Origin of the sequence: Salinispirillum marinum (assembly GCF_042650105.1) — a bacterium.
Lineage (GTDB): Bacteria > Pseudomonadota > Gammaproteobacteria > Pseudomonadales > Natronospirillaceae > Salinispirillum > Salinispirillum marinum.
The window spans coordinates 1,028,267-1,049,815 of sequence record NZ_JBHSAL010000001.1 but is presented as its reverse complement, the minus strand read 5'-3'; the positions used below and the strand labels follow the sequence as shown (position 1 = coordinate 1,049,815).

The window sequence follows — 21,549 nt, the reverse complement described above, 5'->3', positions numbered from 1 at the left end:
CCGGCGCTCCACGGCAGGCCGGGAGTCGCGCCTTGAGGCACCCAAACCACTCATCGAAGCAATCCAACTTCTCCAAAAAGTGATCCTGAACGAGCAACAAGGTGGTACAGACACAACCACAGTTGGACTTGTTGATGCTCGTTCGGGATGGCCGCCGGGGTATGCCTAAAGGCGTGACTTTCGGCCTGCCGTGGAGCGCCGTAGGCATACCCCGGAGAGGCCATCCGGTCGAAAATACCCATCAACGTGCGACCACCCGCGCTTGATGCAGCATATGCACCGTAATCTTCTGCACTTCGGCTTTACTGACCGCGATGTGCGTTTTTAACAAATGCGCGGCGGTGTCTTCGCGGCGCTGCACAATGGCGCGCAAAATCGCGGCATGTTCGTTGTAAGTCGCGTCTATTCGATGCGTTTTCGTGAAATCTAAGCGACGAATAATGCGCAAACGCTCGGTCAGTTCTTCATGAATGCGCGTCATTTCCGTGTTACCCGTCGCGGCCACCAACTGGTTATGAAAGCGCTCGTCCAAGCCGGATACCGTCGGCCCGTCGGTTAAGCGCTCGGCTTCGGGCACCAACCAGATCGCTTTCAGCTCGTCAAACAACGGATTCGCGCCAGTTTGTTCACACAAGCGACGCACGGCGGCGGTTTCCAGCACAATGCGCACGTCGTACAGTTCTTCGAAATACTGGAAGTCGAAGGGTTTAACCTGCCAGCCGCTGCGAAACAACACATCCACGTAGCCATCGCGCTGCAAACGTACCAACGCTTCCCGAATGGGCGTGCGGCTGACGTTTAAGCGCGCGGCCAGTTCGTTTTCACTGAAGCGGTCGCCGGGCAAGAGGCGGAAGTCGAAGATGTCATTCTTCAACTCCGCGTAGACGCGGTCCGCAACGTTTTCGCGGCGCGGCTTTTCCGCTTCAGGGCGCACCAATTGCATCAGGCGTCTACCTCGCCCAACGCCAGAATGCTCGCCAGCGGATCACCCGCGTTAATCTGCCGCCCCGGTGCGCAATGCATGGCGCTGACGGTTCCAGCGACCGGCGCATGCACGGGGAATTCCATTTTCATGGCTTCTACGATCAACAACGGATCGCCTGCGGCGACGGTGTCGCCCGGTTGCACCAGACATTTCCAGATATTCCCGGCGATGTCGGCGGTGACCAATTCGCCTTCGTGGTCAGTCACATCCGGTGGGGCGTCTTGTGCCGCTAAGGTTTCCAGCGCTTGCGCTTCTGATACCTTCCAGTGCGCAACTTCTTTTTCATAAGCGATCTGTTGCTTGGCCCGAAACTCGGCAATATCAGCTGCATGTTCGGCTAAAAAGGCCTGATGCGTGGCGAAATCGAAGGTTTCTTCCTCGATCACGATGCGGTGACGACCGGCGCGGAAATCGGCGCGCAACTGCGTCAATTCGTCTTCGGTCACCGGGTAGTACTGCACTTGGTCAAAAAAGCGCAGTAGCCACGGTTCACCGGCGGCGAACTGTTGGTTTTTCAAGTACTTGTTCCAAATCGGCAGGGTACGCCCGACCAACTGATAGCCACCGGGTGAGTCCATGCCATAGATGCACATGTACACGCCGCCGATGCCGACGGTGCCTTCCGCAGTAAAGGTCCGCGCCGGGTTGTATTTTGAGGTGAGCAAGCGATGGCGCGGGTCGAGCGGAACGGCACAGGGCGCACCCAAGTACACGTCACCCAAGCCCAGCACCATGTAACGCGCTTGGTACAACACCTCGCGCACTTGCTTGCGGCTGTCGAGGCCATTAATACGCTGCATAAAATCGACGTTATTAGGCAACCACGGTGCGGTGTCACGCACTGACTGACGGTATTTGTCCACCGCATCCAACGTCGCGCTGTCCTCGAATGCCATGGGCAGATGCACCACGCGACTACGCACTTTAAGCTGATCGCTCGGTGGTAACTGGTCTTCCAAATTCAGCAGAAAATCGACCAGTTGGTCTTGCGGGAAGGTCAGGGCGTCATACCGTAATTGCAGCGAGCGCACGCCGGGGGACAGCTCAAACAAGCCTTGCGGTTTGTCCGAATTTATCGCGTCCATAAGCGCATGAATGCGCATTCTGACACTAATATCGAGGACGTTCGGGCCATATTCCAGCAAGATGTATTGGTCACCCGCTTGTCGATAGCTGACCGATGGGCGTGTGGCGGTTTCCGGTAAATAGGCCAACAAGGTGGCGGAAAGGTCGTCGCGTGCCGACATATCGGGCGCTATTAACGGCACCTCTACCGGCGCGGCCAACGTCTGGATAGCCAGCACTTGACGGTGCTGTAGTGATACCGCCGTGGGGTAGTCGATGGGCACGAAGCGGATGGTGTCACCCGGCTTCACCTGACCTACCTTCCACAATTCAGCTTTGGCGATGGTCACCGGGCAGACGAAGCCGCCCAAGCTCGGGCCGTCTTTGGTCAGAATAACCGGCAGGTCGCCAGTGAAATTGATGCTGCCAATGGCGTATTCACAGTCATGAATGTTCGACGGGTGCAGCCCGGCTTCGCCGCCATCGGTGCGGGTAAATTCGGGCTTAGGGCCGTTCAAACGAATGCCCAAGCGGTTCGAGTTGTAGTGCACCTCGAAATCGCTGCCGAAAAAGGTATCCATGGACGCTTGCGAGAAGAAATCCGGCGCGCCGTGCGGACCATAAAGCACGCCAATTTCCCAATGTGTGTCGTAACTTGGAATCAGGGCCGGGTCGGCTGCCATTGGGGCGCTGATGGGTTGCGGTGTGGTGCAGGCGGGCAATTCCGCTTGCGATACGGGCAGCATGTCGCCCGCCCGCAGTGGGCGACCACCATGGCCACCGAACTGACCCAAGGCGAAGGTCGACCGGCTGCCCAGATATTCCGGCACATCAAAACCGCCGCGCACGGCCAAATACGTCCGGCAGCCGCTGTGAGCTTTACCAATGATCAGCGTTTGCCCGGCTTTAACGTCAATCGGTGTCCAGAATGCCACTGGCTCGTCGTCCAGCATGGCCGATGTCGGCGCGCCGGTTAAGGCGATGGTCGCGTCTTGATGAAAGCGCAAGGTGGGCGCAATGATGGTGCATTCCAAACCGGCGGCGTCGGCGTGGTTACCCACAATGCGGTTGGCGAGCTGAAACGCGAAATCGTCCATCGGGCCAGACGGCGGCACGCCGATGTCCCAGTAACCCACGCGACCGGGATAATCCTGCACCGTGGTGTAGGTGCCGGGCTGCAATACTTCGATCACATGCGGCTGGAATACAAAGGATTCCAACGCCCGCGTAGACACATCACCCACCCGAAATTCCGGTGTGCTGATGACTTGGCGCAAATAGTCCAAGTTGGTGGCAATGCCACTTAAACGGGTTTCGTTCAACGCCGCCTGCATTTTTTCTAAGGCTTCTGCGCGGTCACGGCCGTGGACAATGACCTTGGCGATCATCGGGTCATAATGCGGTGATACCTCGCTGCCGGTCTCGACCCAGGTGTCGACGCGCGCCAAATCCAACGGCCAATGCACGTCCGTCAATTCACCGGGTGAAGGCTGAAAGCCTTTTACCGGGTCTTCCGCGTAAATCCGTACTTCCATCGAAGCGCCTTGTGGCACGGGCAGATTGTTAAAATCTGGCGTTTGACCTGCCGCGATCTGTAACATCCACGCGACCAAATCCAGCCCGGTCACCTGTTCGGTTACGGGGTGTTCTACCTGTAAGCGGGTGTTCACTTCCAGAAAGAAGAAGTCGTCGCGCTGGGCGTCATAAATGAATTCGACCGTACCGGCGGAGCGATAATTCACGCTTTCGCCGAGGCGTACTGCGCAGTCCAACATGGCTTGCCGCGTTTCAGCAGGCAAATTCGGTGCAGGCGTTTCTTCGACAACTTTTTGGTTGCGACGTTGCAATGAGCAGTCGCGTTCACCCAGCGCTACAACATGACCGTTACCGTCACCAAACATCTGTACTTCGACATGGCGCGCTTGGGCGATAAAGCGCTCCAAAAACACACCACTGTCATTAAAGAAACTTTGCCCGAGGCGCTGTACAGAAACGAAGGCTTCGCGCAGGGCGGTTTCATCTTCACAGCGCGTTAGGCCGATACCGCCGCCACCAGCGGTGCTTTTGAGCATGACGGGATAGCCGAGTTTTTCCGCCGCAACAAGGGCATCTTCCAGCGATGCCAGCAAACCGGTACCGGGCGCCAAGGGCACGCCAGCCGCTTCGGCGATTTCACGCGCGGAGTGTTTGAGCCCAAACTGGCGCATTTGCAGGGGTGTTGGCCCCACAAAGACAATGCCTTCGGCTTCGCAGGCTTCGGCAAAATCCGCATTCTCGGAGAGGAATCCATAACCGGGAATAATGGCCGTGGCTCCAATGCTTTTAGCAGCAGCCAGTATTTTACCCACATCCAAATAGCTGTCCGCCGGGCTATTTCCACCTAAGGCGATGGCTTCATCTGCCAGTTCGACATGCAGGCTATTGCGGTCGGCATCGGAATAAACGGCAACGCTGCCAATGCCCATTTCCTTCAATGTGCGAATAATCCGCACGGCGATCTCGCCGCGATTGGCGATTAATACTTTATTCAATACATTAGATTTCATGCGGGTTTAACCTCCATTTTCACTACCCAAATAACGTCATCTCGCAATGGTTTGGAGCGAAGGGTTGCCCTTCCGCGGGACGCCGTGAACCAATTATCAGGCGCATCCATACGCCTGACCCTTCGGGCTCCCTTCGGTCGTGCAAATTCGTTCCAGACGAATTTGTCCATGGAGGCTCGATGCGCACGTCCTGTGCGCACACGCCCGCTCCAAGCCAACCCTGCGCTCCAAACCGATAGCCCGTGCCTTACAAGAGCTATCGGGGCGTTGTCGCTGATTGAAGTTTGACTTGATGAAAGGTATTGACTGCTTAGGGTGGGGTCAGCTGCAAAGGGGGCGTATGCGGCCCGGACGGCCGCATCCGAGCCAGCAGGGATGCTTTCACGGCGTCCCCCGTGGAGCTGACCCCACCCTAAGCGGTTAATGCCGATCGATGGTCGAAATGGTGAGCCGCCATTGGTGGGTCCACGGCGTCCCCCGAGGAGCCCAGTGCTCTGCTCGACGGCACCGCCGGACTTCATCGAAAAGGAGGAGTTCATGCTTTTGCCTTCTCGGCTGCTTTCTCAGCCAAATAGGCCCGCCAGCCGCCGAAATCGGTGATGTCGGTGGCATCTGCTAAGGCCCAGCCTTCGCAGATGAAGCCTTTGACGGTGCGGCCATCGGCGAGGGTGAGTGAGCCGATGCCCAAGGGTGCGGGAATGAGGCCGACGAACGAGCCGAAATGCTCGATGGGCATGTCCCATAGCTCCACGATGATCGACTTGCCCGAGCCATCAGTCACATGCTGCAAGCCGGGCTTTGGTGGCGTGGTGTTTGCCAGCGCGAACAAACGATAAGAAGGCGCCGTGAGAGTTTCTTCCACCAGTACCGCTTGACGCTCGGTGAGCTGGCTGTTTAACGGCATGCCCGTTAAGTGAGCACCCACGACGGCCACACGTAAATAGCCGGGCGCGACCTCGGGTGAGATCGGCGTAGAGGCCGGGACCGATTGATTGGTCGCGCCCAGCGTAAGCGTTTGCGTCGCCAGCCATTGCTGGGCCAATGTTTGCAATGCTTTGTCGTGCCAGGCCCGACCAATCAGCGTCACGCCGAAGGGTAGGCCATCGCTGCGGAAACCGGCCGGTATGGCAAGGGCGCACATATCGGCCAAGTTGACGAAATTCGTGTAGGTGCCTAATTCACTGTTGCGGTTTACCGGCTCTTCCAGCAAATCGGCCAAGGTAGGAAAGGTTGGCGCCGACGGTACTAACAAGCCCGATAGCGGCGCCATTATCTGCTCTATTGTGCGACGTAACTCGGCGCGCCGGTATTCTGCTTTAAACGCGTCGGTGGCGCTGAATTTCTTCGCCTGCTCGATAATGCCGCGTACCACCGGGTTCATTTCTGACCCATGGTCACGCATGAAAATCTCGACCGCCGCATGGCGTTCAGCCACCCATGGGCCATCGTACAACAGTGCTGCCAGTTCGCTGAACGGCGAGAAATCAATCGGCACCAGCTCCACATCCAAATCAGACCACTGTGCCAAGGTGCTTTCCCATGCATCTGCGCTTACGGAGTCGCCATAAAACTGTGGGCTTGCGGGAATGCCCAAACGCGGGCCCTGGCTAAAAGAATTAGGGCGTGCCGTGGGCGCTTGCCGACTGTAGGCTTCAGCAGCGTCATACTGCGCGGCTAGTTCAAACACCATGCTGGCATCGTCCAGCGTTAGCGCAAAAATCGACACCACATCCAATGACCGACATGCCGGGACCACGCCGCGAATGCTCATGGCGCCGCACGTGCCTTTCAAACCGATGATGTTGTTCAAGCTGGCGGGAACACGGCCCGAACCAGCAGTGTCCGTGCCCAAAGAAAAAGGTACGAGGCCCCGGGCGACTGTAGAGGCCGAGCCAGAACTGGAGCCGCCGCTGATGTATTCCGGCTTGAAGCTGTTAGGCACTGCGCCATAGGGTGAGCGGGTGCCCACTAACCCGGTGGCAAATTGATCGAGGTTGGTTTTACCCACCACAATGGCCCCGGCGGCTTTTAATAAGGCCACGGTGTGCGCATCGGCTTTCGGTTTATACGCATAGGCTGGGCAGGCGGCAGTGGTCGGAAACCCGGCCACGTCGATGTTGTCTTTTACAGCGAAAGGCACACCATAAAGCGGTAAGCGGGATATATCGCCACTGCTTTGTTCCAGCTTCAACGCCAGTTCGACCAGTTGCTGTGATAGTTGGTCAGGCGTGGCAATGCTGATCCACGCCGGGTCTTGCGGATCTAAATGGCCGACCAACGCGGAGAGTAAGTGGTCCGGCGTGGTCCCGTTGTGATAAGCCGATTGCCATTGTGGCAATGTCCAGGCGAGCGTGGTTAGCATAGTGAAGAAAGTTCCATACCATCTTGTATACAAGTGGGTATAGCAGGCGCTGTGCCAAGAATTCATGGCGGTAAAAAATAGGAAGAATTACGAGGTATTTCAGTGGGTTATGAAAATTACTAAGCCATGAGCACAGGCTGATACACAGCGAGGCATGCACCAGCATGAAGCCACTTGGCCTTCATGTGGTGCGTTTTCAGTGGGGATTAAGCACGCCAAAGGTATTTACCCACCTGTGCCAACCGAGGGAATTCATCACGTGCGCGATGTCCTGTGCCAGAGGCGCTCGCAGTACCATGGGTTCGCCGGTAGTCGGGTGGTCGAGTGACATTTCAGTAGCGGCCAATAGAAGGCGTTGTACGCCGAAGGCCTTGCCGAAGAAATGATTGTGGGTGCTTTTGCCGTGTTTGGCATCACCAATAATGGGGTGGCGAAGGTGTTTCATGTGACGGCGCAACTGGTGTTTACGGCCCGTGCGTGGGTGCAGTTGTACCAGGGCATAACGGCTGGTGGGGTAACGATCCACGGCCACGGGTAATTCCACGGTGGCGAGCCGGGTGAAATCGGTCACGGCGTCGCGCATTTTGAGTTCACCACCACGATAGCGCGGGTCGTCGGCCATATCACGCAACGCATAATCAACCGTGCCTTGGTCATCTGGCCAGCCACGCACGATGGCGATATAGGTTTTGCGCAGGTTATGCGCCATCATATCCTGCCCCAGGCGAGAGGCAATGTCCGGATTGCGCGCAAAAATGAGCAGCCCGGAGGTCGGGCGGTCCAAGCGATGAATGGGGTAAACATGCTCACCGCCGTTCAGGGTGCGCGCATATTGCAGGGCAAATTCGGTTTCGTGCTTATCAATCGGGCTACGGTGCACAAGCAGCCCGGAAGGTTTGTGCACCACCAATAAGGCATCGTCTTGGTACAGAATATGTAACGGGTTGTGGTTGGTTGCAATTGGCTCGTTTGGGTGTTGCGTCAATGCGTTTCGCCTTTCAATACAGTCATCTTCATTTGATTACGCCCGGCAGCTTTGGCTTTATACAAGGCTTGGTCGGCCAATGGGCCAAAATTCATCAACCGTCGCTCATGTCTAACTTAAATTTGAGCGTGCGTTCCTGAATGCCCATTATGCTACCACCAGCGCCAAAGTTCGGGTCGAGGGTGCCAGCCAGTCGACGATTCAACGTCGCTTCTCCTCTGCAACTGTCAAACGGATCTTCGTCGGCAAAGTGGCTATGCAGGTTTAGGTTGTAACTACCTGAATCCGGGATTCCTCGTGTAAATACGATGAGAGAGCTGCTACTGCCTTGCCTACAGGTTAGCGTATAACTCAACTGCATTGTCGATCTTGGTTGGCTTGGTTCCCAGTGTATGGGTATTTTGTCTTTGTAATTATAGGTCTGGTTTTGTTCAGAGGTGATGTTGAACGGTTCGGGCAGTGCCGTCGTAGAGGAGGGTGCACTGGTATCTTCCTCCCGATTAAAGCTCACTACAAATTCCGTGTTGTGATAAACCTCGGGTACTTTAGCTAGATAATATACGGAAAACAGATCAGTGTGTTTGGAAAGTCTATAACTCCTGCCATTCGCACGCACGGACAAAGTGTCACCTGAAGATAGCTCTATGTTGGTGCCACCAAACCCGCTACCCGCACGTAATGTTACTTTAACATCTGCGCTACCACCCCAGGCTCCTTTTGTGACTACTGTCATGGTGGCCGCTATGCCTTTTGTTTTTATATTTTCCGACTCTGTCTGAGCCAAGCACCCTTGAAGGGTCGCGAGAAGGAACAGCAAAGCAATACATAACGTCCGTGTTAAAGTCATAATTTGTCCATTTATGATTAAATGTGTGATCAGTGTAACGGCTGTATCAGCGCAAAGAAAATGCCTTTCAATGATTTTTCAAATGTACTTATTAAATTTATGACTCGCCTTTCAATACAGTCATCTTCATTTGATTACGCCCGGCAGCTTTGGCTTTATACAAGGCTTGGTCAGCCAACGAAATCAGGTCGTCACGCCGTGTTTTAATGGCGGGTAAGGCAACCAATAGACCAATGCTCATGGTCAACGGGCCAGCCACGTCCGGGTGCTCATGCGGTAAAGCAATGTCGCGCAGTCGGCGCAACGCTCGATTGGACGATTGTATGGCTTCTGCTTCATCGTTGTGTGGCAGAATGATCGCAAATTCTTCGCCGCCATAGCGTGCCACCAATTCACCGCTGCGTTGGAATTCCTGACTCAACACCTGTGCGACTTGGCGCAGTGCATCGTCACCGGCCAAATGGCCATGATGATCGTTATACAATTTAAAATGATCAATATCGACCAGCAAAAGCGACAGCGGATAACCTTGCCGCACCGCGCGTTGCAGTTCTTTTTGTAAGGTTTGATCAAAAGCCCGGCGGTTGAACACACCGGTCAAACCGTCCAGCATGGCTAATTGCTCCAGTTCCTGATTGGCTTGCAATAGATTCTGCTGCGTTTGGTTGAGCGATTGTCGGTAAGCTAAATTTTGCAGGGCGTGTACGATCATCTCACCGACCAATTTTAGGCGTCGGATATCGTGTGTTAACCAATGATGCGTCCGATGTACGCGGTCGAACCCGATAAAACCAATGAGTTCATTGGCGTATTCCAGCCCTACACACAGAACGGCTTGTATGTCCTCGCGTTCAAATTCATTGCGCTCCAAGACGGCTTCAGGCGGTAAGTGGCTTACATCGTCAATCGCCACGATCCGCTGCTCGCGCAAATGACGAAAGAACCAGGGCAGCGAGCGTTCGGACAGGCCTTGTAAATCCTCTTTGTGCGATGAAATACCACCACGCACCCATTCATGCGTATTGCTGCATGAGTGGTCATTATGAAATTGAAACAGATACGACCGGTCGACGCCGCTGTATTCGCCCAGTACGGCCAGTGCCGCCTGAATCTGTTCGTCGATATCGTCGGCATCAACGTGAATCAGCCGGGCGGAAACCTTTGCTAACACTTCATCAAAACTGGTGGCGCTTACCCCATCGACCGCCAAATTGACTGGGGCAATAACGACGGTCATGATGCTGGGCACACCATCAATGGTAGCTTGCGCGTAGGCCGTGATATCCAGCAAAACGTCGGTATCTTCACGCTGCAAAACATAGCGTGTGGTGCGCAGGGTGCGCCCCTGTAAGGCAGTGAGCAGTGGGTTCAGGGTAATGGGTAGCAGACGTTCGTCATGGCGCCATTGCAAGCGCGCACAGTCATCGTACCAACGGCTGCCCAAGCCATGATGGACGCGCAGTAATTCACGCGCGGCGGTATTCATGTTAACAGCATCGGTGCTCATATCGCGCCATAGGACGCCAACCGGTAATCCGGCTAGGATTGCGCTACCACATGAATCGTCCATACCCCCTCCGTATTGGCCAGGACACTGACTGAGCATGATGCTTAATCGGTGACAGAATACTGTCGAACTGGTCAGTCAACTTCAGTAAAGCAGATTTTGTGCCGATGTGCAGGATTTTGTCTCCCAAGGTGCTTGTTCCGCCCACTTTGTCCGGTGGTACGCGCTACATAATCCAACCCGCCACCTTGGCCTGCGCGCGCAGCCAGTGCCGTAACATGGCAATGCCTGGTTCGTGCTGGCGATGGGTTTTGCAGGCAAAGTGAAAAACATCGCCGGTGATCAGGGCATGAAATGGCAGCTTAACAAGATCGGTATCTTGCGCCGGCTGGAACATATAGTCGTTGGTGAGCACTATGCCTTGATGATGGCGGGCGGCTTCCAGTGCTAACAGCATGTGGCTGAAATGCTGTAGTCGGGCTTGTTCGGGAAGGGTTTCCCCGGCGGCGGCGAACCATCGACGCCAGTCTTCGCTGCGCTGGCCATAAATACTGTGCACCGACAGCAAAGGATAATGCTGCAAAATATGCGGGCTGATACCTTGCGCATCGTCCGACCAGTCAAATTGCGCCCAATCATCTTGCATGCGTTGCCATAGAGTGCGGCTACAAACGGCAAACAATTGTTCAGTGTAGAGGGCTTCGGTGGTGAACCCGCGGCTGTCCGGCAGTAAGGTAATGAAACAGTCGGCCACGCGGTCAGTCAGTTGTGGCGCTTCGTTCATCATTTCTAACGCGAGGTCGAGCGTGGGGTGTTGCCGTTGTAAATCCGGCAGCCGAGGAATGAGCCAACGCACGGCAAAGGAGCTGAAAAGTGCCAAACGGACAGACAGCGTTTCTTGTCCCTGTACTTCTACTGTGGCGCGCTGAATTTGCGCCAGCGCCGGTGCAATGGCTTCATAGTACGCATAGCCGACGTCGCTTAATTCCAAGTAGCGGCCTAAGCGGCGAAACAGGGTTTCGCCGAGAAAGTCTTCGAGCAGTCGGATTTGGTGGCTGACGGCGCTCTGGCTGATGTGCAGTTCATCGGCAGCCTGTGAAAAGCTGTTGAGGCGCGCGACGGTTTCAAACGTTGCCATGGCTTTCAATGGGGGGTATTTCATTATCTAAAAATCTAATAATCATTAATTAAAGATCATTATACACAATAGTGAGTCAGGGCTAAGGTAGGGCTTTAAGGTTTGTGGGGCCTAGGGCGATATGAGAGGACATACGGTAGGCAGCGCGATTGCGCTGTTGGTTATTGGGAATGCCCTGGCCGTGGTGTCGGATGCGTTGATCAAATGGCAGGGTACTGACTTACCCATCTTTCAGTTTATTTTTGTGCGTATGTTGATCACGTTAGGCTTGCTGCTACCCCTCATTCAGCACGTCGATCACCGGCGCTTGTTCGCCGGATGGCCATTGCATGTGTTGCGTTCGCACATGGGCTTTTTTGGTATCTATTGCATGATTGTGGCCCTGACCACGTTGCCTCTGGCCACGGCCAATGCGCTGTTCTATGTTGCGCCGATTTTGGTCATGGTATTTTCCGTATTGGTGTTTGGTGAACGCTTACGAGGCATCAGTCTGTTTGCGGTGATCAGCGGATTTGTGGGTATTGCGGTGATCTTGCGCCCCGTTGAACTGACGTGGGGCGCATTGAGTGCCTTAGGCGTCGCTTTGTCGTTGGCATTGACCGTGGTGTTGGTGCGCAAACTGCCCACGCATCAAACCATGGTGCATACGCTATTTATGACGCAGCTGCTGGGCTTGCCGACCGCCGGAGTGCTGGCGTGGTTGGAGGGTGCACCGTGGCAGGCCGATATACTCTTTACGGCCTTTGGCTCGGCGTTCTTTATTCTGGCCTATAACATGACGGTTCTACTGGCCTACCGCCATGTGCCTGCCAGCGAAGTCACCAGTGCCGAATACACGGGTTTGCTGTCCGCGTTACTGGCGGGCTGGTGGTGGTTTCAGGAAGTACCGGACCTCTGGTTCGTGTTGGGTTCAACGCTGATCATTGGGCCACTCGTCCTAATTAGCGTGCTGGAAAAACGGCGGACTCGTGTGCCAATCCGCACTGCCGGTATCAATCCGTAGGACGAGATTGCGTTCTGCGCAGAGGGTCAGTCAAGGCTGGAAAAATACCGCACACAGTTCTTACCGGCTCGTTTCGCTAGGTACATGGCTTGGTCCGCATGTCGAAGCAAGGTTTCAGCCGTACTGCCATCGGCGGGGAATAGCGTTACGCCCATGCTGGTGGATACTTGCGTACTTTGGTCTTGTATGTTCACCGGCTCACCAACGGTGGCGAGGATACGTGCCAAGGTTTGTTCGATTTCGGCTTCATTGTGTAATTCGCCTAGCAGCAAGACAAACTCATCACCCCCTAAGCGCGCTAAGGTATCTTCTTGGCGAATGCAGGCGGCCATGCGTTCAGCCAGCACCGTCAACATATGGTCTCCGGCGTCATGGCCAAAGTCGTCGTTCACGGCTTTGAAGCCGTCCAAATCCATCATAACCACGGCCAGCAAGGTGTTTTGGCGTTGGCTACGTGCAATGGCTTGTTGCAGGCGGTCCAGCAATAGCCGCCTATTGGGTAACCCGGTCAGGGCATCAAAGTGCGCCATGGTTTGCAGTGCTTCTTCCTGTTCCTTGCTGGTCGTGATGTCCATGTTAGTGCCTAAAAACCGGATAGGAGTGCCGGTGCCATTGCGCAATACGCGCCCGCTGGTCTTTATCCAGCGGATTTCACCATCGCCGCGAATAATGCGGAACTCATCTTCCAATATTTCTTTTCTTGCTAAAGCGCGCTGTGTGTTCTCCATCGCCCGCTCACGGTGTTCAGGATGGAGGGAATTTTCCCATAGCAACGGGTCTTGCTCCAGAGCACCTTTGGCATGGCCATACAGCTCGTACATTTCATCGTTCCAGGTACGCTCACCGGTCAGGACATCGTAATCCCATATACCAATTTTCCCCGCCTGCGTCGCTAAATGAAGGCGCTCAGTCAACAGTGACATAGCCTCGTGCTGATCTTGCATGGCCTCTTGTGCGGCTTTCAGTTCATCAACGTATTGGCGTGCTTCATCGCCGCTGCGTAACCCCATGGTCATGCGATTGAACGCGGTGAATACTTCGGCCCATTCCGTTCGTTTGAGCTTGGGGTCGATATCCAGTTGGTGCCAGTCCTTCAAAGCAATGCGCCGTAATGCCTGCACCAGATTTTGTAGTGGCTGCAAAACCGAACGGCGTACGGCCCAATGGAGAATAAGGTACAGGGATCCGAAGGTCAGACCAAACAACAACAAGCCCACGAATACGGTTTGCCATATTACTTGCTGCACACCTTGCAGGCTCCAACCGAGTTCGAAGGCGGCAAAGGTCCGTTCTTGAAAAGGTTCGCTGACGGGCAGGCTCAAAATATACAGGTGGCGCGATTCTGACGTCGTGTCGCCATAAGAAAAGATTTCCTGGCCTTGGTCATCCACAATCCGCGCATAGACGAATTCATCATCAATGTTCAGGGCGCGAATTTGGCCTTCGTAGATTTGTCGATCAAAGACCCATAAGGGTTGGGCGATGGCCGCAGCGGTCAAGAGGGCGATGGCATCGGCCTTGGTCTTGAGGGCGGACAATTGGCTGTGGTACTGAATCCATCCATTCAGTAACTGAATACCCAGCAGCACCATGGCCAGAACCGGAAACGAACGCACCAGCAACCGGCGCGATAGGGAAAGCGGGCGCGGTGATTCCAGACTACTCATGGTGAGACCTGAACTGCAGGATTCGACAATTGCGACACCTGTTGCAACCACGCATGTACCGCTTGCGCAGTGGCACTGTGCGCTGAACGCGCAATGATGTGGTGTTGATATTCCTGGTCGATTTTTTCAGACACTAATATTTGTGAACGCAGGAGCGGGTTTTGCGTAAAGGCAGCCAGCAAATAGGCCTCACTGACCACGGCAACATCAGCGCGGCCTTGCACAACCAATTCCACCAGGGCATCTTGCGAATTCACCAACACCATGTTGAAGTTTTCCCGCAGCCAGTCAGCGTCATTGACGTAGTCCGCAAACGCGTAATGATAGCTGAAAATTCCGGCCATTCGCCGTTGCGTTAGGTCATTAAAATAGCTTTGATTACGACCCAATGCCTGACGCGCAATGTAGATTTCCCGATCATCAAAAAATAGAGGTAACGGCGTACTGTAGATATCCACCTTTTCCCAGCCCCATATCGGGTTTTCAAAAAGCATCATATCGAAGTGTCCCGCCGAGAAATCATCAAAACGACGAGCTGGGGAAGTAAGAAACAGCTCAAATTGGTATTCGTCCTGCATAAGGTTCAATTGCGCAATTAATTCCAGAGTGATGCCGCTGACCGGTTGGTCGTTGCTGATGTTCAGATAGGGTGGGAAGTCATATCCGCCGATCACAACAGGCTGTTGTGCCGATAGCCCGCTCAGTAAACTCATACCCAGCACGAGTATGACACCGAACCGTCGCACTTTTGTTACTGTCGGTTGGTTGAACATCATAGGCAGCGACCACACCACATTGAAACGATACCTGTTAGAAAGAGATTAGCACAAATGATCTGCGTTACTGGCATTGTCGCCCAAAATAGCGCTGCGCCAAAGCGTGGTTTTTGCGTCCAGTGAGAGCGCCGCATGGGCTGGACTGGTCGATGGTAGTCGTGACAGTGAAAGCTGACGGTCAATTCCCGGTAAAACGTGGCGCCGAAACAGCTGCTCTGCGGTTGCCCCGTTACAGAACACACGATGCAGTGCCGGGTGTCGTGCAAATAACGCCGAAAAGTCATTGGGTACGGTGCTGGCTGGGTCAATGGCCGCATCCAGGCTGCCGGGCCGATAACAGGAGGCCAATACATCCCATACCGCGACGTTCGCGGCCTGTAAAGCGGCGACTTTTTGAGCATAGGGAGCATTAGAATCGAAATTGAACAGCGATCCCATGATCGGCCAGAACGCATTACGTGGATGCGCATAATATTGTTGCGCATCTAACGACGCCACACCGGGCATACTGCCCAAAATCAGTATGTTTGCCTCGTCAGGTTCAATGGATGGAAAGCTGGCGACGATCAAAACCACACCCGCCAGAGCGCCGCCGTGAGAATACCGGCTGCAATGGCGAGCAACGCCTTGCGGGTCAGTAACATCGTCAGAAAGGTCGCGACCAACGCCAAGCGGGCCGCGTTGTCGCCTGCCGCCGCGGCCGGGGCCACAATTGCCACCAACGCAGACCCCGACATAGCTTGGATAAAGCGTTCAGTGCGTGGCCCGATGGAGAGTTGCGCCAGAATGGCGATGCCACCGATGCGTGTAAGGTACGACACGATAGCCATAAGCAGGATCAATATGACGCCGGTGGTCGGGGTTAATGCCAGGGTCATACCGCATCCTCCTTTTTGACCGTTGATTCCCCGCCCAACAAAACACCCGCCAAGCCACCCGCCAGTGCACCAAAAATCACATGCAGATTGGCGGGTAAGGTGTAGTAACCCAAGACGGCCACGGCCGCCGCAATCGCCCAAGGCAGGAACAGGTGTCGCTGCGGTTCACCACTGATGATCATTGCCAGCAGAAAACAACTCATGATCACATCCAAACCATAGCGTGAAGGTTCCGAAAAACCACTGCCCAGCAAGACGCCACCTACTGTACCCACCATCCAAGTCAACCAGAGTGCCATACCGCCACCAACCAGAATGCCGACATCCCTAACGCCTTTTTGATGGTCGGCGTACGACATAGCCCAGTTCGCATCACTCAATAAAACCAATGATAGATAACGCTGGCGGGCGGGTAGATGGCGCAGCCAAGGGTACAAGGAAGCGCTCATCAGCAGATGGCGGCTGTTTACCGCAAAGGTCACCATGACCAGTGACAAAACCGCCACTTCGGGTTGCCATAAATCCAAGGCGGCGAACTGTGCCGCCCCCGCGAACACAATGCCACTCATGAACAGAATTTCGAAGCCGCTCAGCCCTTTTTGTGCCGCCGCCACGCCAAACGCCACACCAAACATCACTACAAAGGTGGCCAGCGGTAGCATGCGAAAAAAACCTTGTTGAATGCCCCTCAGAGTGAGGGTTGCCAGCGGTAATTGGGTCATAAACTGCTCAGAAAGACGATCCGGGTTCTAGCAAAAACGCTTCTTCTTCCGAGGTAGAAGTGCGGCCCAGAATAGCGTTACGGTGCGGATAACGCCCAAAGCGGTCGATGATGGCTTTGTGGCGCATTTCAAAGTCTAGATTGTAGGCCAAGTCTGGGTGGCTAAACAGTTTTACCGCCGTTTCATGGATGACCGCCGATTCACTGTGCATAAACGGCATGTATAAAAAAGATCGATGCGACACCGACGGCAACGCGTCATCGCAGCGTTGCGCAATGGCTTCTTGCGCCAGTATCAGCGCCATTCCATCGGCCGAAAATGCCCCCGGCTGATCACGGTAGATGTTGCGCGAAAACTGGTCGAGCACCAGAATTTCTGCCAGTCGACCAAGGGCATCAGAACGCCAAGGCGATAGCTCGCCCTGCACTGCCGCCCGGTGTACTGCACCAAAGCGCCGCGCAATTTGCTGGTCCAGTTCCAGATTCTTGGTGAACCAGTCTTTCGGTATCAGTTCAGTGAACCAAAAATGCAAAATATCCTGTGGCGATGACATGTTCGTACCTGCATCATCAAAATGAATAGGCTTTATAGCAGAAGTTGCTGATGGATGCAGGGCTAAGTTTAGGTGCCCTGCAGTGCACGCGGAATAGAAAAGATGGACTGCGGACTCAGATCCAGGTTTTCAATGAGCGCCGCAAAGTTTTGATACACACCCAGGCCATAAAGCAGGTACAACGCTAACGCGATTATGATAAATATTTCCTTATAGTACTTGCGCAACGCACGGCTCCTTTTAGCTTTCATGGGGCGCAGAGTACACTTTCTTTGAACGTTGTTCTAGTTTGTACGCTGCACCAGTTCGTGTAGGTGTAGCGCGTCTGGTTGTTCAGCGGGTCTATGACCCGCTCCACCTCACCAAAGGCGTTGTGGTGCACGTCGGTGCGAGCATTATTACGGTCAATCACGGCCTGTACGCGGCCGGCGGCGTCACGCTCGTAGGCGATGGGTTGTTGGTAGGCATCGCGTTGTTGCACGACGCGGCCTAGGGCGTCACGTACTTGCGTTTGCGTGTTGCCGTTGGGGTCGGTGCTGCCGATGGGTCGGCCCAGAGCGTCGTAATGGTATTCGGTGTGCCACGCATAACCTTGGCTTACTGATTCGGCGTCGTAATGAACGCTGACTTGGTTGTCGGGGGTGTATTCCAGTACTTGGGTGTCGCTGTTGTGGTCGGTGTAGCGTACGATGTTGTCGGCGGCGTCGTATTCTCAGTGTTCGCTCAGGCCTTCGGGGTAGAAGATAAAATGTCCTGCGATGCTTTAACTGCGCATCGCAGGACAGGGGCGAATTGTTAAAGAGCAGTGACCCCAATCGGCGAGGCATCATCCAAAATCACAGACACCTTAAACATTAGCTGACTGTGATTGAGCTCGCGCACTAATAGCTCTTGAATTAAGCTTCCATGCTTTTTTCAATCAAGATTGCCAACTTTTCTAGGGCGTCATACACAATCTTGCTGGTCATGGAATCAAGTTTTCCATTGTTTTTTTCTAACGCATAGGTATTAGCAGATTCCAGATCAACAATTAGATAAGTAAGTTCACGCTCCCAGTCATCTTTAGTTTCCGTCAATGAATCACGTAAAAATATTAAATCTCCAATCAAAGACTGCAAACTTAAATCACCTACTTGATATGAGGCTACTTGCTCACGCATTTTTTTAAGTTGGCGTATATTGTATGCGTTCATATTACCTTCGCCCTAGAAATGCAGCTATTACGTCGCCATCGTCGGTGACAACTTTGAAAGTTATTCGGATCTGAATTCAGGATAATGAGAAAAAAGTCATTAACCACTTCCAATAACGTACCGCTTCTTAGCATGATCCTTTGTAATGCGCTGTAGAGTTGGAGGACCTCCACCATGCATATGACTATATGGGTACGTTAATTCCCAATAACTACCATCATCAGGATTTATGTATAAAGCAGACCAGTTATCTCCATCTACGGCAACTTGTTTGAAATAGGAGTCAATGAGCCATTGTATGCGCTCGCAAACGGCATCTTGTTTTAAAGTGCCTCTTTTTTCTACCCAGCTTCCGATCAAACTGGTTTCATCGGTGCTTAGCTTTTTGCTCATGGTATAACCCTCGTGCTAGATCCATCCGGAATTGCACCATTAGGTATTACAAACTCTCTCGCTCCACCCGCTGTTCGTCCGCCACCGATAAATCCAGGATCAGTTCTATTAACTGGAGAGGCAATACCGGAACTCGGAGTTTGAAATTCAATAACTCTAAAACCAGTAGGACTCTCAGGAATCGTTAATCGTTCAGCAATCTGGCTTGCGTTGAGCCCACGAATGTCAGATGCCGCTGTCACAAAAACATCATCCGCTCCAGGTCTACCTAGGGTGTCAGAGGCACGAGTAATTGGATTATCAGGTACAACTCTAGCTAAAGTGTCGGGTATAGGATTGCTTAACCCCGCCGAAACACTCCCCGCTCTTGTGCTCTGCCTTAGCAAAGCCCCTGTGCCAAGAGTCAGCAGGTCTGGTGCCATGTAGGTAGCCGTTCCTGCTAACGGACCAAAACGATCCGCTATCGGGTCTGCGAAGAAATGCAACCCCTCATCCACCTTTGCTGACACGCCTCCCAAGGTCTGCACAGCAGCCTGACCTTGGGCGCTCCGGGGCTGATACGTATACTGAGCCTGAATACCCTGAATGACTGCAGTGGCCGCGTCAAGATCCCCGGTCAGCGCATAAGTGCCTAGCCCAGCAAGGCCAGCGCTGACAGACGACGCGGCGCCCGTACTCAACACCAACGCGGTCTCGGCAGCACCTATTGCGGCTGATTTGACAGAGCTTCCTAAATTACTCCAGAACCAGCCACACAACCCCATCGGATCCACCCACCGTAGCGGGTTGCCACTCACATAACCATACGCCATCTGTTGGCTGGGGTCACGCAGCAGTTGTTGGGTGTTTAACGTGGTGCTGGCTAACAGCTGATGCCGTGCACTTTGTGGCAAGGCGAGTTGGTTAAAACTGTAGTAGTCGGGTTGTAACCAGCGCCCCAGTTGGGGGTTGTACCACCGTGCATCCATGTGGATGAGGCCGGTTAAGTTGGTTTCATACTGTCCGGTGTAGAGGTAAGGCACCAGGTGGCGTTTGGGGCTGTGGCCGACGTGGGTTCTTGTCATCTGTTCGTGTGAGTAACGATGCGTGAACCCGTATGCCTCGCCCTGCGGGGTGTAGTCCCACCGGAAGGCGTTGCCGGCTTCGGGGCCGGTGATTTTCACGGTGCTGCCCAGATGGTCTTGGTGGAAGTAGCCGGTTTCAGCGTAGTTTTGCGCAAAGCCGGTGACGCGGAACTCATCGTTCTGCCATTGGTGGACGTTTTGGCTGATCAGGGTGCCATAGGGCATACCCTGTTCGCCGGGCAGATAGTTCAGGGTGCGGTAAGGGTTGCCTTGGTTGTCCCATTGACTGTTCTCTTGGCGTCCATCATACAAGCTTTGATAGTCGTAAGAACGCTCCCAGTCGCTGAGCTGGGTGCTTACGCGGCGGTCTTGCGCGTCGTACGCGAACTGGTACTGCGCACCGTATTCGGTGGTTTGTTGGGTCATGCGGCCCAGCGCGTCGTGTTGGTATTGTTCGCTTTCGCCGTTGCCTAGATTCACATGGGTCAGTTGGCCGTTGGCGTTATATTGATAACTCTGCGTCAGGCGCTCTTGATTGTGATTGACACTCGGATCCCACATGAACTCAAACAGGTGTTGCTGGTCGAGGTGGTGGATGTCCCAGTTCGATAGGATGCCGTTGTGATTGTAGGCTGGGCCATTGCCGCGTGAGTTACCTGCGCCACTGTGCCGTAAGCGCCAGTGGTCAGCTTGCACCAGTTGGTTGCCGTCGTTGTAGTGGTATTGGTAGCTTAAATCCCGCACCTGTTTGTGGGTAAGGTTGCCCACAGCATCCCACTGGTAGGTGGTGGTGAGGTTCTGTGGTTCGTGTGCGGCGGTCAGGCGGTCGTTCTCGTCGTAGTCATAAAAGAACGCAAATTTCTCGTTTGCCGATCCTGCGCATCCTGCGCCCTCGGCATTAGGGCATCCATGCCCGTCATACATTCTCGCACTCAAATTCCCTTCGCTGTCATGAAAATACAGGTGCTGGTCTTGTGTGCTCCAGCCGGGTTGATTGAACTGTTGGCTCAGTTGCTGTTGCGTGGCGCTCCAGTCTTGGGCGTGGTCACGTTCTTGCCAACGGGGGTTGTTGGGGGTATAGAAGCTGTTGAAGAAGGTGGCGTCAAAACCATTCCACTGTTCGTTGTCTTGTTGCTGCTGCACGATGGCGCGGGTGCGGCCCAGTTCGTCGTACAGGGTCAGGTCCCTCGGGCAGAAGGGAAAGCATCCTGCGATGTATAGTCAGCACATCGCAGGACAGGAGCAAATTGTTAATGAGCTGAGTTATTCAATCAACAATAGATTAAATAATATTGTGAGTATGCTTTGTTCCTGACAGAGAAGATCAAGCCCAATTTGTTTTGATCAGAAATCAATCAATTCTTTTCGGCTTTCCTTTTTTTAGAATCATATTTCTAAAAAAAGGTCTTCAGCTATCAAAATAAATACTAGAGCTATTTCTATTCCAGCACCCCCATTGTATGCACTATAAAAACCAACCAATACTCCTTGAAGCAAGGCAAGATATAAGTTTTTCCTGATAACAGAATTGTTACTAGGATGTCGAAGAAACAATATCCATTTAGAACATTCAATGAATATAATCAAAGAAATAACAATAATTAAAAACATAGTTACGGGCCTCCAATGCATCGACTGCTGTTGCCATCTGTTAATTCACTGTATGCATTGAATATGCCTTGACCTACTTGATATGCATCGTGAAAAGCTATGTAACTGGGTTGGCTCAACAATCGGCTTACGTACTGAGTGCTCTCTAACTCAAGTGGTAGACTACCTCCAGCCTTGATACCAATTTCAACGTCGCCAAAGGAGTTGCCGTTCGGACAGGAAGGTAAAGCATCCTGCGATGTATAAAGCACACA

At 53.7% G+C, this 21,549-nt stretch carries 20 protein-coding genes; 2 read left to right on the top strand and 18 right to left on the bottom strand.

Annotated features, from left to right (window positions below; all coding sequences use genetic code 11):
- Positions 1-241 precede the first annotated feature (241 nt).
- From ACFOSD_RS04885 to ACFOSD_RS04855, 7 genes are all read right to left on the bottom strand, one after another.
- A complete protein-coding gene (locus tag ACFOSD_RS04885) occupies positions 242-943 on the bottom strand; it encodes a GntR family transcriptional regulator (RefSeq protein WP_380692915.1) in 702 nt (233 codons plus the stop codon).
- Entirely contained in the window at positions 943-4,596 is a 3,654-nt protein-coding gene (gene uca, locus ACFOSD_RS04880; RefSeq protein ID WP_380692917.1) for an urea carboxylase, read from the bottom strand. The genes ACFOSD_RS04885 and uca overlap by 1 nt, the downstream gene beginning before the upstream one ends.
- A gap of 535 nt (positions 4,597-5,131) precedes the next feature.
- Positions 5,132-6,958, bottom strand: coding sequence for an allophanate hydrolase (atzF, locus tag ACFOSD_RS04875; protein ID WP_380692919.1), 1,827 nt, complete (start codon positions 6,956-6,958; stop codon positions 5,132-5,134).
- Positions 6,959-7,154: 196 nt separating this feature from the next.
- The gene (locus ACFOSD_RS04870; RefSeq protein WP_380692921.1) at positions 7,155-7,943 is read right to left on the bottom strand and encodes a pseudouridine synthase; all 789 of its coding nucleotides are present in this window, start codon (positions 7,941-7,943) and stop codon (positions 7,155-7,157) included.
- Between the two features lie 94 nt (positions 7,944-8,037).
- Complete coding sequence (locus ACFOSD_RS04865) at positions 8,038-8,790, bottom strand: hypothetical protein (protein ID WP_380692923.1); 753 nt, start codon at positions 8,788-8,790, stop codon at positions 8,038-8,040.
- Between the two features lie 97 nt (positions 8,791-8,887).
- The gene (locus ACFOSD_RS04860; RefSeq protein ID WP_380692925.1) at positions 8,888-10,360 is read right to left on the bottom strand and encodes a GGDEF domain-containing protein; all 1,473 of its coding nucleotides are present in this window, start codon (positions 10,358-10,360) and stop codon (positions 8,888-8,890) included.
- Positions 10,361-10,523: 163 nt separating this feature from the next.
- The gene (locus tag ACFOSD_RS04855; protein ID WP_380692927.1) at positions 10,524-11,459 is read right to left on the bottom strand and encodes a LysR substrate-binding domain-containing protein; all 936 of its coding nucleotides are present in this window, start codon (positions 11,457-11,459) and stop codon (positions 10,524-10,526) included.
- A gap of 97 nt (positions 11,460-11,556) precedes the next feature.
- Here ACFOSD_RS04855 and ACFOSD_RS04850 point away from each other — a divergent pair, with 97 nt between their 5' ends.
- On the top strand, positions 11,557-12,438 hold the full coding sequence (locus ACFOSD_RS04850; RefSeq protein ID WP_380692930.1) for a DMT family transporter: 882 nt from the start codon (positions 11,557-11,559) through the stop codon (positions 12,436-12,438).
- 26 nt (positions 12,439-12,464) lie between these two features.
- Here ACFOSD_RS04850 and ACFOSD_RS04845 read toward each other — a convergent pair whose 3' ends face one another.
- The 8 genes from ACFOSD_RS04845 to ACFOSD_RS15745 all read right to left on the bottom strand — a co-directional run bounded on the left by ACFOSD_RS04845 (position 12,465) and on the right by ACFOSD_RS15745 (position 17,515).
- Positions 12,465-14,105 carry a diguanylate cyclase domain-containing protein gene (locus tag ACFOSD_RS04845; protein WP_380692932.1) on the bottom strand — a complete coding sequence of 547 codons (1,641 nt, stop codon included), beginning with the start codon at positions 14,103-14,105 and terminating at the stop codon, positions 12,465-12,467.
- Positions 14,102-14,818 (bottom strand): substrate-binding periplasmic protein, encoded by a 717-nt coding sequence (locus tag ACFOSD_RS04840; protein ID WP_380692934.1) that lies wholly within the window; start codon positions 14,816-14,818, stop codon positions 14,102-14,104. Before ACFOSD_RS04840 ends, ACFOSD_RS04845 begins: the two co-directional genes overlap by 4 nt.
- A gap of 108 nt (positions 14,819-14,926) precedes the next feature.
- A complete protein-coding gene (locus ACFOSD_RS04835) occupies positions 14,927-15,457 on the bottom strand; it encodes a DNA-deoxyinosine glycosylase (RefSeq protein WP_380692936.1) in 531 nt (176 codons plus the stop codon).
- Complete coding sequence (locus ACFOSD_RS04830) at positions 15,448-15,759, bottom strand: AzlD family protein (protein ID WP_380692938.1); 312 nt, start codon at positions 15,757-15,759, stop codon at positions 15,448-15,450. Before ACFOSD_RS04830 ends, ACFOSD_RS04835 begins: the two co-directional genes overlap by 10 nt.
- Positions 15,756-16,481 (bottom strand): AzlC family ABC transporter permease, encoded by a 726-nt coding sequence (locus tag ACFOSD_RS04825; RefSeq protein WP_380692940.1) that lies wholly within the window; start codon positions 16,479-16,481, stop codon positions 15,756-15,758. Before ACFOSD_RS04825 ends, ACFOSD_RS04830 begins: the two co-directional genes overlap by 4 nt.
- Positions 16,482-16,488: 7 nt before the next feature.
- Positions 16,489-17,034 (bottom strand): DUF924 family protein, encoded by a 546-nt coding sequence (locus tag ACFOSD_RS04820; protein ID WP_380692942.1) that lies wholly within the window; start codon positions 17,032-17,034, stop codon positions 16,489-16,491.
- A 68-nt stretch (positions 17,035-17,102) separates the two neighbouring features.
- Positions 17,103-17,261 carry a hypothetical protein gene (locus tag ACFOSD_RS04815; RefSeq protein WP_380692944.1) on the bottom strand — a complete coding sequence of 53 codons (159 nt, stop codon included), beginning with the start codon at positions 17,259-17,261 and terminating at the stop codon, positions 17,103-17,105.
- Positions 17,262-17,281: 20 nt separating this feature from the next.
- Positions 17,282-17,515, bottom strand: coding sequence for a hypothetical protein (locus ACFOSD_RS15745; protein WP_449329087.1), 234 nt, complete (start codon positions 17,513-17,515; stop codon positions 17,282-17,284).
- A 135-nt stretch (positions 17,516-17,650) separates the two neighbouring features.
- Here ACFOSD_RS15745 and ACFOSD_RS04805 point away from each other — a divergent pair, with 135 nt between their 5' ends.
- Positions 17,651-17,833: a hypothetical protein gene (locus tag ACFOSD_RS04805; RefSeq protein ID WP_380692946.1), complete on the top strand. Its 183-nt coding sequence runs from the start codon at positions 17,651-17,653 to the stop codon at positions 17,831-17,833.
- Between the two features lie 97 nt (positions 17,834-17,930).
- Here ACFOSD_RS04805 and ACFOSD_RS04800 read toward each other — a convergent pair whose 3' ends face one another.
- The 3 genes from ACFOSD_RS04800 to ACFOSD_RS04790 all read right to left on the bottom strand — a co-directional run bounded on the left by ACFOSD_RS04800 (position 17,931) and on the right by ACFOSD_RS04790 (position 20,827).
- Positions 17,931-18,227, bottom strand: coding sequence for a hypothetical protein (locus ACFOSD_RS04800; protein WP_380692948.1), 297 nt, complete (start codon positions 18,225-18,227; stop codon positions 17,931-17,933).
- A gap of 99 nt (positions 18,228-18,326) precedes the next feature.
- Positions 18,327-18,620, bottom strand: a complete 294-nt coding sequence (locus ACFOSD_RS04795; RefSeq protein ID WP_380692950.1) for an Imm27 family immunity protein — start codon at positions 18,618-18,620, stop codon at positions 18,327-18,329.
- Complete coding sequence (locus tag ACFOSD_RS04790; RefSeq protein ID WP_380692952.1) at positions 18,617-20,827, bottom strand: polymorphic toxin type 10 domain-containing protein; 2,211 nt, start codon at positions 20,825-20,827, stop codon at positions 18,617-18,619. Before ACFOSD_RS04790 ends, ACFOSD_RS04795 begins: the two co-directional genes overlap by 4 nt.
- Between the last annotated feature and the right edge of the window lie 722 nt (positions 20,828-21,549).

Coding starts and splice junctions, on each gene's coding strand:
- ACFOSD_RS04865 (WP_380692923.1), bottom strand. CDS start 8,790: ATGACTTTAACACGGACGTTATGTATTGCTTTGCTGTTCCTTCTCGCG.
- ACFOSD_RS04800 (WP_380692948.1), bottom strand. CDS start 18,227: ATGAACGCATACAATATACGCCAACTTAAAAAAATGCGTGAGCAAGTA.
- ACFOSD_RS04820 (WP_380692942.1), bottom strand. CDS start 17,034: ATGTCATCGCCACAGGATATTTTGCATTTTTGGTTCACTGAACTGATA.
- ACFOSD_RS04855 (WP_380692927.1), bottom strand. CDS start 11,459: ATGAAATACCCCCCATTGAAAGCCATGGCAACGTTTGAAACCGTCGCG.
- ACFOSD_RS04825 (WP_380692940.1), bottom strand. CDS start 16,481: ATGACCCAATTACCGCTGGCAACCCTCACTCTGAGGGGCATTCAACAA.
- ACFOSD_RS04850 (WP_380692930.1), top strand. CDS start 11,557: ATGAGAGGACATACGGTAGGCAGCGCGATTGCGCTGTTGGTTATTGGG.
- ACFOSD_RS04795 (WP_380692950.1), bottom strand. CDS start 18,620: ATGAGCAAAAAGCTAAGCACCGATGAAACCAGTTTGATCGGAAGCTGG.
- ACFOSD_RS04845 (WP_380692932.1), bottom strand. CDS start 14,105: ATGAGTAGTCTGGAATCACCGCGCCCGCTTTCCCTATCGCGCCGGTTG.
- ACFOSD_RS04830 (WP_380692938.1), bottom strand. CDS start 15,759: ATGACCCTGGCATTAACCCCGACCACCGGCGTCATATTGATCCTGCTT.
- atzF (WP_380692919.1), bottom strand. CDS start 6,958: ATGCTAACCACGCTCGCCTGGACATTGCCACAATGGCAATCGGCTTAT.
- uca (WP_380692917.1), bottom strand. CDS start 4,596: ATGAAATCTAATGTATTGAATAAAGTATTAATCGCCAATCGCGGCGAG.
- ACFOSD_RS04860 (WP_380692925.1), bottom strand. CDS start 10,360: ATGGACGATTCATGTGGTAGCGCAATCCTAGCCGGATTACCGGTTGGC.
- ACFOSD_RS04805 (WP_380692946.1), top strand. CDS start 17,651: ATGAACGCTGACTTGGTTGTCGGGGGTGTATTCCAGTACTTGGGTGTC.
- ACFOSD_RS04885 (WP_380692915.1), bottom strand. CDS start 943: ATGCAATTGGTGCGCCCTGAAGCGGAAAAGCCGCGCCGCGAAAACGTT.
- ACFOSD_RS04840 (WP_380692934.1), bottom strand. CDS start 14,818: ATGAGTTTACTGAGCGGGCTATCGGCACAACAGCCTGTTGTGATCGGC.